The sequence below is a fragment of the Streptomyces sp. NPDC096136 genome (assembly GCF_044763325.1).
Classification (GTDB): domain Bacteria; phylum Actinomycetota; class Actinomycetes; order Streptomycetales; family Streptomycetaceae; genus Streptomyces.
The window spans coordinates 186,496-198,953 of record NZ_JBIWFZ010000006.1 but is presented as its reverse complement, the minus strand read 5'-3'; the positions used below and the strand labels follow the sequence as shown (position 1 = coordinate 198,953).

Annotated in this window: 17 protein-coding genes; 10 read left to right on the top strand and 7 right to left on the bottom strand. The window is 72.8% G+C overall.

What is annotated here, in order from left to right; translation table 11 throughout:
* Positions 1 to 82: 82 nt before the first annotated feature.
* Positions 83 to 523, bottom strand: a complete 441-nt coding sequence (locus tag ACIRBY_RS15425) for a hypothetical protein (protein ID WP_403900896.1) — start codon at positions 521 to 523, stop codon at positions 83 to 85.
* Between the two features lie 257 nt (positions 524 to 780).
* Here ACIRBY_RS15425 and ACIRBY_RS15420 point away from each other — a divergent pair, with 257 nt between their 5' ends.
* The 4 genes from ACIRBY_RS15420 to ACIRBY_RS15405 all read left to right on the top strand — a co-directional run bounded on the left by ACIRBY_RS15420 (position 781) and on the right by ACIRBY_RS15405 (position 3,676).
* Complete coding sequence (locus ACIRBY_RS15420) at positions 781 to 1,476, top strand: hypothetical protein (RefSeq protein WP_403900895.1); 696 nt, start codon at positions 781 to 783, stop codon at positions 1,474 to 1,476.
* 137 nt (positions 1,477 to 1,613) lie between these two features.
* The gene (locus ACIRBY_RS15415; protein ID WP_403900894.1) at positions 1,614 to 2,666 is read left to right on the top strand and encodes a Na/Pi symporter; all 1,053 of its coding nucleotides are present in this window, start codon (positions 1,614 to 1,616) and stop codon (positions 2,664 to 2,666) included.
* A gap of 44 nt (positions 2,667 to 2,710) precedes the next feature.
* Positions 2,711 to 3,292 (top strand): hypothetical protein, encoded by a 582-nt coding sequence (locus ACIRBY_RS15410; protein WP_403900893.1) that lies wholly within the window; start codon positions 2,711 to 2,713, stop codon positions 3,290 to 3,292.
* A gap of 183 nt (positions 3,293 to 3,475) precedes the next feature.
* On the top strand, positions 3,476 to 3,676 hold the full coding sequence (locus ACIRBY_RS15405) for a hypothetical protein (RefSeq protein WP_403900892.1): 201 nt from the start codon (positions 3,476 to 3,478) through the stop codon (positions 3,674 to 3,676).
* Between the two features lie 23 nt (positions 3,677 to 3,699).
* Here ACIRBY_RS15405 and ACIRBY_RS15400 read toward each other — a convergent pair whose 3' ends face one another.
* Positions 3,700 to 4,194: an SRPBCC family protein gene (locus ACIRBY_RS15400; RefSeq protein WP_403900891.1), complete on the bottom strand. Its 495-nt coding sequence runs from the start codon at positions 4,192 to 4,194 to the stop codon at positions 3,700 to 3,702.
* Positions 4,195 to 4,349: 155 nt separating this feature from the next.
* Positions 4,350 to 5,318, bottom strand: coding sequence for a helix-turn-helix transcriptional regulator (locus ACIRBY_RS15395; protein ID WP_403900890.1), 969 nt, complete (start codon positions 5,316 to 5,318; stop codon positions 4,350 to 4,352).
* Positions 5,319 to 5,412: 94 nt separating this feature from the next.
* Between ACIRBY_RS15395 and ACIRBY_RS15390 the strand changes: the two genes are divergently transcribed.
* On the top strand, positions 5,413 to 6,132 hold the full coding sequence (locus tag ACIRBY_RS15390) for an NADPH-dependent F420 reductase (RefSeq protein ID WP_403900889.1): 720 nt from the start codon (positions 5,413 to 5,415) through the stop codon (positions 6,130 to 6,132).
* 21 nt (positions 6,133 to 6,153) lie between these two features.
* On the opposite strand, the gene ACIRBY_RS15385 is transcribed toward ACIRBY_RS15390, so the two are convergent.
* Positions 6,154 to 6,591, bottom strand: coding sequence for an SMI1/KNR4 family protein (locus ACIRBY_RS15385; RefSeq protein WP_403900888.1), 438 nt, complete (start codon positions 6,589 to 6,591; stop codon positions 6,154 to 6,156).
* 118 nt (positions 6,592 to 6,709) lie between these two features.
* Between ACIRBY_RS15385 and ACIRBY_RS15380 the strand changes: the two genes are divergently transcribed.
* The 3 genes from ACIRBY_RS15380 (at position 6,710) to ACIRBY_RS15370 (ending at position 8,736) form a co-directional block, all read left to right on the top strand.
* Positions 6,710 to 7,126 carry a hypothetical protein gene (locus tag ACIRBY_RS15380; RefSeq protein ID WP_403900887.1) on the top strand — a complete coding sequence of 139 codons (417 nt, stop codon included), beginning with the start codon at positions 6,710 to 6,712 and terminating at the stop codon, positions 7,124 to 7,126.
* An 89-nt stretch (positions 7,127 to 7,215) separates the two neighbouring features.
* Positions 7,216 to 8,130 (top strand): hypothetical protein, encoded by a 915-nt coding sequence (locus ACIRBY_RS15375; RefSeq protein WP_403900886.1) that lies wholly within the window; start codon positions 7,216 to 7,218, stop codon positions 8,128 to 8,130.
* 156 nt (positions 8,131 to 8,286) lie between these two features.
* On the top strand, positions 8,287 to 8,736 hold the full coding sequence (locus ACIRBY_RS15370) for a glutaredoxin domain-containing protein (protein ID WP_403900885.1): 450 nt from the start codon (positions 8,287 to 8,289) through the stop codon (positions 8,734 to 8,736).
* A 47-nt stretch (positions 8,737 to 8,783) separates the two neighbouring features.
* Here ACIRBY_RS15370 and ACIRBY_RS15365 read toward each other — a convergent pair whose 3' ends face one another.
* The gene (locus ACIRBY_RS15365; RefSeq protein ID WP_403900884.1) at positions 8,784 to 9,176 is read right to left on the bottom strand and encodes a cupin domain-containing protein; all 393 of its coding nucleotides are present in this window, start codon (positions 9,174 to 9,176) and stop codon (positions 8,784 to 8,786) included.
* A gap of 52 nt (positions 9,177 to 9,228) precedes the next feature.
* Here ACIRBY_RS15365 and ACIRBY_RS15360 point away from each other — a divergent pair, with 52 nt between their 5' ends.
* On the top strand, positions 9,229 to 10,218 hold the full coding sequence (locus ACIRBY_RS15360) for a GlxA family transcriptional regulator (RefSeq protein ID WP_403900883.1): 990 nt from the start codon (positions 9,229 to 9,231) through the stop codon (positions 10,216 to 10,218).
* A gap of 44 nt (positions 10,219 to 10,262) precedes the next feature.
* Positions 10,263 to 11,192: an ADP-ribosylglycohydrolase family protein gene (locus tag ACIRBY_RS15355; protein ID WP_403900882.1), complete on the top strand. Its 930-nt coding sequence runs from the start codon at positions 10,263 to 10,265 to the stop codon at positions 11,190 to 11,192.
* A 108-nt stretch (positions 11,193 to 11,300) separates the two neighbouring features.
* Here ACIRBY_RS15355 and ACIRBY_RS15350 read toward each other — a convergent pair whose 3' ends face one another.
* Both ACIRBY_RS15350 and ACIRBY_RS15345 read right to left on the bottom strand, forming a co-directional pair.
* Entirely contained in the window at positions 11,301 to 11,855 is a 555-nt protein-coding gene (locus ACIRBY_RS15350; protein ID WP_403900881.1) for a PepSY domain-containing protein, read from the bottom strand.
* Between the two features lie 258 nt (positions 11,856 to 12,113).
* Positions 12,114 to 12,410 carry a hypothetical protein gene (locus ACIRBY_RS15345; RefSeq protein ID WP_403900880.1) on the bottom strand — a complete coding sequence of 99 codons (297 nt, stop codon included), beginning with the start codon at positions 12,408 to 12,410 and terminating at the stop codon, positions 12,114 to 12,116.
* Positions 12,411 to 12,458: the final 48 nt, after the last annotated feature.

Below are 12,458 nucleotides of genomic sequence, written 5' to 3'. Positions count from 1 at the left end.
ACGGGTGACGGCGAGGGGCACCACCCGCAGAGCTCGGCGAGGGCTCCAGCGGGTGCGTCGCAAGGGGCTCGGGGCGGCGGTGTCAGTCTCCGTCGTGGAGCGCTTCCAGCAGGCCCAGCGCGTACACGCGATCCGCCTCGCCCGCCGCCACGCGCGCGCGGACCGCGGCCGCGCTGTCCGGGTCGGCGGCGACACCGGGCTCGACGACCGCCCAGCCCGGCCGACCGCCCGCAGTGGGAACGGCGATGACCTCCAGGTCGCAGCGGCCGGTCATCAGGACCGCGAGGAGCGCCAGGTACTCACGCTGCAGCGCAGGACCGAATCCTTCGCCGTCCGGGCCGGCCAGCACCGCCGGATGGCCCTCGGCGAGCATGGCGCAGGTGTCACTGGCCGCAGCGACGACCGCCTCGAACCCCGTCGGCCCGCACCGGGCCGCGAGCGCCGCCAGGTAGACGCCGAGAACATCCCCCTGCCCGTCAGGCCCCGGCGGGCCCTGCGAGGAGGCCGGTAATGGTCCGCTCACCGGCTCGCCACCCCCGCTCGATTCGGCTGAAAGTTCAACTGCCCGTCAACCCTACCGCCAATCCCCGCTCCTGAGCGGCGGGTTCGGGCCAGACCACCGCCCGGGCGGTGCGGGCCGGGTCGGTGCTTCGCCCGGACGTCGCGCGCCCGGCCCATCCGCTGTTGCGTAGTGCGGGTCACGCGCCGAGGCTGGGGCTTGACCTGGGCCGGATCGCCCCGGTCGAAGCGGCCCGGCACGATCGGAGTCACGGGAGGGCCATGACGACTCCGGACGGGTCGGACGACGGCGGGAGGGCATCGCCGCGGGCGTCGGACTCGGCTCAGCGCGGTTTCGGGCCTGCGGTCGCGATCGCCCTGGTCATCGGCACGATCACCGGCGTCGGGGTGTTCAACCTGCCCACGTCGCTGGCCGCCTACGGGCCGATCGGTCTGGTCTCGATGGGGCTGACGACCGTCGGCGCGCTGGTGCCGGTCGGGCTGTGGCTGCCCGCGTGGGTGAACCTCGCCGGGGCCCGGCGGAGGGGCCCGGTCCAGGTGGTCACCACGGTGCTGAAGTTCGTGGCGCTGGCGTTCATGGCGACCGTCGGGCTGTTCTTCGTGGACGGGGCGAACTACGGCCCGGCGGTGCTCTCGCTGGTGTCGCCCCCGGCCGGGCCGGGTGCCTGTTCGCCACCGCAGGTGCGTCCAACGCCGGCCTGTACCCGGCCGCGGGCCTGTCCGAGCGACTCGTCGACAGCGGTCTGTTCCCGTCGGTCATGGCCCGGAAGGTCGGCGGGCCGGTGCGGTCCTGGTGGCCTTGCATCGTCACCACCCTGGTCCACGAGCCCGCCTCGATCGTCACCCTGCCGGCCATCCCGGCCAATCCTGGCGATCAGCGTCGGGCTGGACTTCGGCCGGCACGGCCGGCGCGGCGGCCGGCCCCGCAGCACGGGCACCACCACGGCCGAGAGGTGACCGTGTCGGCCGCCTCGGCCCCGATGCCCGACGCCGGGGCCCGCGGGGCGGGAGGGGGCGCGGGCGCGCCCAGGACGCGGAAGCCACTCGGCGCCCGGTTACGTGCGCCCCTCGGCCGGAGCTCGTAGCCCTGGTCCATGGCGGAGGCCACACCCGACCGCGGGCCGGACAACAGCCACGAGACGGGCGACGCCTCCGGACGAACTCCTTCCGACCGCCCCGCGGCCTCCGCGACCGAGGGCGACGCAGGAGCCGACCTGCTGCCCGCAGGGACCAAAGCCCTCGGCTGGTGCGGAGTCGCCGGGCTGATCTACCTGCTGATCTGCGCGGTCAGCATCATCAGTCGCGGCTTCGCGGGGCTGGGCGGCGATGCGGCGCACACCATGTTCGCCTTCGCCGCGCACCCGTGGGTCGGGCTGAGCGTCAGCATCCTCGGTACGGTCCTGATCCAGTCGTCGACCACGACGACGGCCATCGCCGTCACCGCCGTGGGGTCGGGCGCGTTGCCCATCCAGGGCGCGATCCCCCTCATCCTCGGCGCGAACGTCGGCACCACCGTGACGACGAGCCTGGTCGCACTGACCTTCATCGGCAACCGCACGGAGTTCCGCAGGGCGCTGGGCGCCTCGACCGTCCACGACTTCTACAACTGGCTCGCGCTGCTGGTCTTCTTCCCCGTGCTGATCCTGGTCGCCGTCCGCTACCTGGGGAAGCTCCTCAAGGTCCTCATGGTCGGCAGGGCCCGCGACGTCCTGATCAAGGCCGTCGGCCGCAACGCCTACCTCGCCATGGCGTCGGGCATGGGAGTCACCGTCGTCACCCAGTCCTCGACGATCACCACGTCCGTGCTGGTCCCCTTCGCCGGAACGGGCATCCTGACACCGGCCCAGGTGTATCCCGTGGTCGTCGGATCCAACCTCGGCACGACGTTCACGGTGGTCTTCGCGGCGTTCGCAGGCGTCGGACAGGACGCGAAGATCGGCCTGCAGGCGGCCTTCGTCCATCTGATCTACAACCTCTTCGCGATCGTCGTGATCTACGTGATCCCGCTCCTGCGCCCCGTACCGCTGTTCTGCGCCGAGACCCTCGCCCGCGTCGCCTCCGAACACCGGTGGGTCCTCGGCGTCTACCTCGGCACCGTCTTCGTGGCACTGCCCGCGCTGGTCATCGTGCTGGTGGGCGTGCTCTGAGGGCCGGCCGGGCGATGTCGGAGGCGGATCGTAGAGTCCCCCTCATGGGTACCTACTTGTGCAGCGTCGACGCCGGCGACTGGTCGGACGATGACATCCTCGGGCCGGCTGCCCGGCTGCTCGACGGCGAACTGCTGAGGCGCGGCCTCCCGCCCTGCACACCGCCGCCGGCGGCCGGCCCCCTGCGGCGGGGCGGAACGTCGTTCGCGGAGAAGATGTACCGGCCGATGCGGACCTTCGAGGATCTGTGCCGGGCCCAGCCCGGGGGCGAGGAGTGGTGCGAGGCCCTGCTCGGCTGGGACCTGCTGGTACCGGTCGACTTCGAAGGGGCCGTGACCCTGCCGGTGTCGGGCCCGTACAGCGAGACCACGACCGTCCACAGCGCACATCGCGTCCTCGGGGTGGCGCGGCGCCTGGCCGCCCGGATCGCCCTGCCGCCGCAGGTGCCCCGGCACTGCGACGACCTCGACCTCGGCAACTGGTTCGACGGCCCGGCCGCCACCGAGGCCGCCACCACCCACCCCGGCCCGTGGGCCGAGGACCCGGACGCCGCGTACTACACGGCGCTCTACCTCCGCGCCGCCGAACACTCGCTCCGCAGGCAGTGCCCCATGAACTACGTCTGACGGACCGACGGCCGCACGCGTGAACGGACCCCACGGCCGGGCCCCGCGAGCCGCTCCACCAGCTCGCGCGGAGTCAGCCCTCGGGCCCTCACCGTCAGCGGACGGTGAGGCTGGCGCTGCTGACGTGACGTCCACCCCTCAGGAGACAGGCCCCTCCCGACGTGGGCGGTAGTCCTGCCGGCCGTGCTGGGAGCAGTCGCGGTGGCGGCGGTGACGACGTCGATGTTCCGGGGCGGCACGCCCGCCTCCGCCGGCGGCTCCGAAGCGCCCCGGGGCGCGGCCGCGTGGATCATGAACGCCTGCTACGCGCCGCTGGTGCTGTGGGGGCCGCTGCTCGCCGTCGTCACGTTCGCCTACGCCCTACGGCGCCGCCGCACCGCCTGACCGGCGCCCGCGGACGACCTCCGTCATGCGCGGGGCGAAGACGTTCCGGCGGCTCCTGGCGTCGGGCTGACCGGGCCGCGCGCCGCGTGTTCGCGTACCGCGATCCGAGCCAGTTTCGTGAGCATCATGCCGTTGCGGACGGCGACGACGTAGTCCACGGGGAGGCCGTGCATCCGCGTGCCGGGTCCCCGGAGGGGGTGCCAGTCGAGGGTGAACAGGGTGTGCTCGCCCCACGGGATCAACCGCATGGCGATGCGGGCCGCGCCGAAGGGGCCCGCCTTCGCTTCGAGTTGCAGGCGGTGCAGTGGTTGCGAGATGCGGACGACGCAGGTGTCGTCGAGGGTGAGGGGGCCGGCGCCGACGCGGACCTTCAGCCGTGCGCCGACGTCCGGCCAGTGCGGGTCCACGGCGAGGACCTCCTGGGTTCCCGTCACCCACTCCCCGTAGCGGTGGCCGTCGGAGAGCAGGTCCCAGACTTCGGACGGCGAGCTGAGGATCAGACGGCGGTTCCGGGCCATGGTCACGCTCCTGGGGGAAGGACGGCATGGCGCCCCGTGGGCTTGGCTTCCAGCGTCATGCCGGGCGTGGTGTCTGCACAGCCCGGGGACTCCGGACGGGTGACGCGTGCCGGCTGCCCTGCCGCCTGCGCGTTCGTCCATGCGGTCCCGCCGTTTCAGGGGGCGTGGCCGGTGGCGTGCAGGGTGCGGTGGGCGGTGGTGCGCAGGTGGTCGAGGACGTCGGGGTCGGCGTCCAGGGTGTAGGCGGCGGGGAGGCCGGCCAGGGTCTGGGCGATGCGGGTGAGGGAGTCGTCCGAGGCGTCGACGAGGCAGGTGGACTCGTCGAGGGGGCGGATGCGGGTGTCCAGGTGGCGCGTGCGGGTGCGGACGCGGTCGGCGGCGGCGTGGACAGTGGCGACGGCGCGGTGGCGGGTGGGGGCGGCGGTGAGGCGGGCGGCGACGAAGGCGGCGGGGTCTTCGCCGGGCAGGGCGCGGGCGGGGACGCGGTGGCCGGTGGCGGTGGCGCCGGTGATGCGGTCCAGGCGGAAGACGCGCCAGTCGTCCCGGTCCCGGTCGTGGGCGAGGAGGTACCCGAGGTCTCCGGAGGCGACGAGGTGCTGGGGTTCGACCCGGCGCGGCAGGGTCGTGCCGGTGCGGGCGGCGTAGGCGAAGGTGATGATCTCGTGGTCGCGGCAGGCCGCGGCGAGGGTGGCCAGCAGGGCGGGGTCGGCACGCGGGCCGCGGGTTTCCCAGGCGATGCCGGACAGGGACTGCTGGAGGGCGGTGACCTGGGTGCGCAGGCGGCGGGGCAGGACCTGTTCGAGTTTGGCCAGCGCCCGGAGGGCGGTCTCCTCGATGCCGGTGAGGCCCCCGGCCGCGGTGCGCAGGGCGACGGCGATGGCGACGGCTTCGTCGTCGTCGAGGAGGAGCGGGGGCAGGTCGGTGCCGGCGGCGAGGCGGTAGCCGCCGGCGTGGCCGCGGGCGCTGTCGACGGGGTAGCCCATGTCGCGCAGGCGGTCGATGTCGCGGCGGACGGTGCGGACGGTCACCCGGAGGCGGTCGGCGAGGTCGGGGCCGGACCACTCACGGCGGGTCTGCAGCAGGGACAGCAGGCGGAGCATGCGGGCCGTCATGTCGCTCGTCATGGTCCCCACTATGACCGGGTCAAAGGACACCTCGTGTCCTCAAAGGGTCCTACGGTGGGAGCTGCCCAAACCCCCCGAAACGGAAGACATCCCCATGAAGATCGCCGTTCTCGGTACGGGTGGCGGTGCCCGTGCGCACGCGGCCAGGCTCGTCGGACTCGGGCACGAGGTGTTCGTCGGCACCCGCGACCCCGAAGCCACCCTGGCCCGCAGCGAGCCGGACATGATGGGCAACGTGCCCTACGGCCAGTGGCTCGCCGGGCACCCCGGCATCACCCTCACGTCCTTCGGTGACGCGGCGGCCGCCGCCGACGAGCTCGTCATCAACGGCATCGACGGCCACAGCGCCGTCGCCGCCCTGACGGCGACCGCCGGCCCGCTCACCGGCAGGACCCTGATCGACTACGCGGTCCCCTATGTCTACCGGCATCGGAGCGAGCACCCGTGGCCCACGCCGTGGGGCGTCATGCCGAAGCTGGACCCGTGCGACACGGACAGCCTCGGCGAGCAGATCCAGCGCGCCCTGCCCGGGGTGAAGGTCGTCAAGTCCTTCGTCACCCAGGAGCAGGCCACCGTCGTCGACCCGCGGTCCGTCGGCGGCGGCGACCACACCATGTTCGTCGCCGGCGACCACGCCGACGCCAAGCAGCGGACCACCGGCCTGCTGGAGTCCTACGGCTGGACGGACGTCCTCGACCTCGGCCCCCTGGTCTGCGCCCGCGGCATGGAGATGTACGCCCACATGCACTCCGCCATCGGGTTCGGCCTCGGCCAGCGGTTCGGCGGCCACTTCGGCATCAAGGTCGTCCGCTGACACACGGGCCGGGGCGGCGGTTCAGAGCCGATACCAGTCGTCTCCGCCGGTACGGAGCGAACGACCGAGGTAGTCCCGCAGGTCGTTGGCCACCCATCGGCGGCTGTCGCTCTCGTGTTCCCAGACGAATACGTCCGGACGCCCGGGCTTCTGCACGAAGGCGAACTGGTCACCGCCTCCGTTGTCGCCGAAGAACAGGAGGGCGTCGAAGGACATGTACAGCCGGGCGAAGGACTCGTCGGACCAGAAGAGCAGGTTCTCCTGGACGATCCGGTCGACGGTCCAGACGGTGTCCACGTGGCTGCGGCCGATCACCCCGTTGCTTTCGAGAAGCAACTGCCTGAGCTCCCCGGGCAGCGTTCGCCCCAGCCGCTTCTCGGCTTCGACGATCTCGGACACCTGAGCCGGCTCCTGGAGGCCCGCCTCGGCGAAGACCTCCCGGACCACTTCATTCCACATGACCGAGAGCATAGCCAGCCGGTACGTGGAACCCCATCTGTCCAGGTCAGGAAGGGAGTTGCTACTGTGCCCATCGTTTGGCCCGTCATCGTGACCGGGCCTTGTTCTATCTGTACAGATGGGTTCTCTCGTGAAGAAGTCGTTCGCCTCCCTGGCGGTGGCCGGCCTTGCCGCCGCCTCCGTCATCACCCTGGCGCCCACCGCCTCGGCCTCCGGCTGCACGTCGACCTGGCTGAGGAGCCCCGGCACGACCACGGACGGCGCCATGGTGGCCACCAAGGCCAACTCGCCCTGCCACGACCTGAACGTCTCCTGGTCCCACAACCCCTACGGCAACGGCTCGGGCTACTTCGGCCTGTACCGCAAGTCGAGCACGTCGGGCTGGATCGGCGGCTCCAGGGGCTACGTCCAGATGGACAACGGCTACCACGACATCAACAACTCCTACTTCGCGCTGGTCACCGACCTGACGCCCGGTACGCAGTTCACCGTGATCAGCCGCAACCCCGGCGACGAGGTCACCATCGTCCACTGATCCGGCTCCGTGTCTGCCGGCCATGCGGTCCGGTCCGGCAGGCACGGCTCCGCGTACCCGATCCACCCTCGTCATCGGAGGTAGGCGGTATGTCCAGACCCGCCCGGCTCTTCCGCCGCCCCCTTCTCCTCAGCGCCTTCAGAGCAGTACTGGCCGGCACCCTGTTGGTGCTGGCGTCCGCCTGCTCGGCGCCCGAGCAGCCCGATTCCGTCCCGGGCGGCGCCCCGGCGGGCGCGGCAGCCGCCGACCCCGCCGCACCGGTGTCCTACGGGATTCCGCAGGACGTCACCGCCATGGTGCTGCCCGCCACCGGCAAGGACACCCGGCTCACGCAGGGCCTCGAAGGCTTCGCCGGCCTGGTCCGCTCACAGTCCCTGCGGGACTGCCTGGCCACCGCGCACACCCCTGTGCCCGACATGCCTCCGCCCATGTTCATCCGGCTGTTCGAGATCCCGGATACCGAGGCCATCGCACGCAACGGCTTCCAGGCCGGCGTCGTTCCCGCTCCTGCGCCCTCGCCCCCGCCCGCGCCCTCGGCGAAGGCGGACGACGCCGTGGTCCAGCGTTGTACCAAGCAGGGCGACGCGGCCGCCGCCGAGCTCCGGTCGGTCTACGGCCCGCTGCTGTCGCGCTGGCTGCTCCAGCTCGCTCCGCTGGAGCAGGACGGGACCGTCGTGTCCGCGCGCAAGTCCTTCACGGCCTGCCTGGCCGGCAAGGGCGTACAGGCGAAGGACGAGAACGGCTTCTTCGACGGAGTCGACAGGAAGCTGCGGACGATCGACGACCGCGACGCCGTGAAGGCCGAGGACCGCAGGCTCGGGGCGATCTACGCCGCGTGCATCGGCCCGGTCGAATCAGCCCGGGAACCGCTGCGCGCGCACCTGCGGGAACAGTTCGCCGCGGAGCACCAGGCCGAGCTCGAAAAGGTCCGCGGCCTCCCCGGCCTGGTCACCGAGATGGAGAAGCGCTACACGATCCGCTTCTCCGTGCCCACGACCGCCTGAACCGGGGCGCGAACCGCCCGGAGCAGCGCCCCCTCTCCCGCGCGGCAGGAGCAGGGGGCGTCGGCTACCGCATCGTCCACCCGTGGTCGGGCGCGGCCGGACCGGTCGTCCCCGGCCTGTGGTGCCGGCCGGCCGGCCTCTATAGCCTGTGTCACCATGATGCGCGCTTGGATCCTGCCGATGGTGCTCGTGCTCTGCGGCTCGGCCGTCGCCGCCGGGCAGTTCTTCAACGGGAACCCCGGCCAGGCCGCCGTCCTCTTGCCGGCGTTCCTGGCGCTCGCCGGGGTGAACTCGCCCCTGATCTTCCCGAAGTCGATCCGGGCGCAGGAGGCGCAGGGCCGCAGCGCGGTCGACGGACGGCCCGTCGTCTTCTGGCGGCCGGGCTGCAAGTACTGCATACGGCTGCGCATCCGGCTGGGCCGCGGCGCCCGCCGGGTGCACTGGGTCGACATCTGGCGCGACCCGGCCGGAGCGGCAGCGGTGAGGGCGGCCAACGACGGCAACGAGACCGTCCCGACCGTCTTCGTGGCGGGCCGGCCGCACACCAACCCCGATCCCGCATGGGTGCGCGAGCAGCTGTCTTCTTCAGCGCTCCGGCGCCCCTGAGGAGCCGCGCCGGCACTCGGGTGCCGGGAGGTGATCGGCCCTCCTCCTCACCCGAGGACGTGTCCGGTGGTCGCGTCCACGTGGGCGGGGATCTCTTCGTGGCGGTCGCCCACGGTCGGCGTCCCGGTCGGCTCGAACAGGAGGATGGCGGCGCCGGTGGGCGCGGACGGCTTGTGTTCCGTACCCGCGGGCACGGTGAAGACCGCCCCCCGGGGCAGCACGACCGTGCGCTCCCCCTCGGGCTCGCGCAAGGAGATGCGCAGTTCACCGTCGAGGACGAGGAAGAACTCGTCGGTGTCGTCGTGGGCGTGCCAGAGGTGTTCGCCCCGGACCTTGGCGATCCGGACGTCGTAGTCGTTGACGCGCGTGACGATGCGGGGGCTCCACAGCGCCTCGAAGCGGGTCAGGGCCTCGTCGAGGGAGATGGGTTCGTCGCTCATGGGTCCATCCTGGGCTGTTCCGCCGGGTCGGCGTGAGTGCTAGGAATTGCACATGGCGAAAGAATCCTCGCAGCGGGCTCCTGCGGGCGTCCACCGGGTGGTCGTGATCGTGGACGAGAACTCGAACCCCTTCGAGCTGGGTTGTGCGACCGAGGTCTTCGGCCTGCGCAGGCCGGAGATCGGCCGCGACCTCTACGACTTCAGGCTGTGCTCGCCCGAGCCCAGCACCGCGATGCGGGACGGGTTCTTCACGCTGACGGGAGTCGCCGGCCTGGAGGCGGCCGATACGGCGGACACGTTGATCGTCCCCAACCGGCCCGACGTCGAGGTACCCCGCAGACCCGCGGTGCTCGAAGCCATCCGACGGGCGCACGCGCGCGGTGCCCGTCTGATCGGCTTCTGCAGCGGCGCCTTCACCCTGGCCGAGGCCGGGGTCCTCGACGGCCGCCGGGCCACGGCCCACTGGCAGTGGGCGCCTTCCTTCCGCGTACGCTTCCCCGCCGTCCGCCTCGAATCGGACGTGCTGTTCGTGGACGACGGCGACATCCTCACCGCCGCGGGGAGCGCGGCCGCGCTCGACCTCGGGCTGCACGTGGTCCGCCGCGACCACGGCGCCGAGATCGCCAACTCCGTGAGCCGGCGGCTCGTCTTCGCGGCGCACCGGGACGGCGGACAGCGGCAGTTCGTGGAACGTCCCATGCCCGATCTCCCCGACGAATCCCTGGCCCCCGTCCTGGCCTGGGCACAGGAGCGGCTCGACGCACCGCTCACGGTCTCGGACCTGGCGGCGCGGGCGGCGGTCAGCCCGGCGACGCTGCACCGCCGCTTCCGGGCGCAACTGGGGACGACGCCCCTGATGTGGCTCACCGGCGAACGGCTCGCCCTGGCATGCCGGTTGATCGAGCGCGGCGAGTCGCGTGTCGAGGTCGTCGCACGGCGGAGCGGGTTGGGTACGGCTGCCAACCTGCGGTCGCTGATGCGCCGCGAGACGGGCATCACTCCCTCGGCGTACAAGCGCCGGTTCGGGCCCGGGACGAGCTGACCCGGCCGCCGCGGCCGGCGGGACGGCACGGATAGCCTGGGCGGATGGAGCGGATGCAACGCGCTGCCGGCGCGGTCGTGGGCTCAGCGGTGGGTGACGCCCTGGGCGCCCCCTTCGAGTTCGGTCCCCAGGGCGCGTTCTCCGCGCGGTTTCCCGCAGCCGGTGCCGGCGGCGAGATGTGCGGAGGCGGGGGCTGGGACCCCGGCGAGGCCACCGACGACACGCAGATGGCCGTCCTGGTCGCGGAGTCCCTGCTGGAGCGGGGCGCCCTGGACCTGCCGGACGTCTTCGCCCGCTTCCAGCGGTGGGCGGCGTCGGAGCCCAAGGACATCGGCCTGCAGACCGAGGACGTCCTCACCAACGGCATGCCGTGGGACAGCGCCGCCGCTCTCCATTTCCAGGTCAACCAGCGGGCAGCGGGCAACGGTTCCCTGATGCGGGCATCGACCGCCGCGGTCCACTTCGCGCCCGCCGGCCAGGAAGCCACCATGGACGCGGCCCGCCGCATCGCCGCTCTCACCCACGGTGACCGTGCGGCCTGGGAAGGGACCGCGATCTTCCACGAACTCGTCCGCGTCACCCTGGAGGAGGCCGACCCCCTCACCGTGCTCCGGGACGTCCTGGACCTCGTCCATCCCGACCACCGCGACCGCTACGCCACGGTCCTCGCGCCCGACTGGCACCCCGATCGGGCGACCGAGTTCAACGGTGCCGTCTGGCCCTGCCTAGGCTCCGCCGTCTGGGCCCTGCGCACCACGGACGGCTTCGAAGACGCGCTGCGCGCGGCGATCGACCTCGGCGGCGACACGGACACCGTGGCCGCGGTGACGGGAGGTCTCGCGGGGGCGTACTACGGGCTGGACGCGATCCCCACCCGCTGGACCCAGCCGCTCCACGTCCCCCTCCCGGGGTTCGACGGAAGGGTGTTGCGCCTGCCGGATCTGCTCCACCTCACGCACGGCCTCGCAGGCTGAACCGGAGGTCGCTCCGATGCGAGCTCCCGCGCCCCAGGGCGGTGGGACGGACGCACGTGACGGGAGCCGCGTCCGGGCCGGGGGGTGCGGCTCCCGTCGGGGGCGGGGTCAGCTGTCGTCGTCCGAGTCGGACTGGGCGGTGACCTTGCCGGTCGTGGCGTCGACGGAGCCGTCCCAGGTCTTGCCGTCGGCCGCTCGTACCTCGACGTGCCACGACGCCGCCTTGCCGTTGTCGTCGTCGGAGTCCCACTCGACGCTCCACGCCTCGCCCGGGTGGGCGGCGACGGCCGCCTTGAGGGCCTGCGCGGCGGTGACCTTGGCGGCCAGCACGGCCTTGTGCTCGCCCGCGTCCTCGTCGGTGTCGACGCTGTCCCGGGTGACCTTGCCGGTCGCCGCGTCGACCTTCAGCTCGGCGTGGCCCTTGCCGTCCCTGGTGATCACGTCCACGTGCCAGACGTTGCCGTCCCTGTCGAGGGACTCGACGACCCCGGGGTAGGCCTTCAGGGCCGCCGCGGCGGCCCCCTCGGCCGTGACGTCGGCCAGGGCGGCGGAGACGGCCGCGGGAGCCGCGGGTGCCGCTTCGGCGGACGCCGCGAAGGCGGTGGCCGCCGGGCCGCAGGCGAGCAGGACCGCGGCCGCGACGCCGCACACGTTGCGCTTCATGGGCTCGACCTCCTCAGGCCGGCCAGGACCGCGTACCCGCGGTTGCCCGGTTCGGGCGGCCGGCAGCGAGCGTTCCCGCCCATTGTCCGGCCGGTCGCCGCGACCCGCCGCCCGGAGCACGGTGGGCGGGCTCGTCGCCTCGTGTGGCCGGCCCGGTCGCCGGGGTACGGGATGAGCGGGCGGATCCGGCGTCGTCGCAGGTGGGAGCAGACGGCCCGGAGGAGCGGCGCGATCGGCGGGCACGGCCGGCGGCCGGCGTCAGCCGGTGGCGAGACCGATGGCCGTGAGGGAGGCGGCGAGGCCGAGGTGCGAAAGGACGAGGAAGACCCATTGAAGGGGGTCCATGCGCCATCGGCTGCGGGCCAGCAGCCGCCACTCGTACACGACGGCGCAGACGGCCAGCACCAGCAACGGCGCCCACAGCAAGGCCCACCAGGACCGGACGCCGGCGAGGCGGAGGGGGATGCCGGCCAGGCCGGCCAGGAGAAGGGGCACGGACCAGCCCGGCTTCTGTTGCTGCGCGACGGCCTGCGGTGCGGCAGACGGGGATTTCACGTCATGTCCTTCGGATTCATGGGTGTCGAGCCAGCCGGGTGTGCCGCG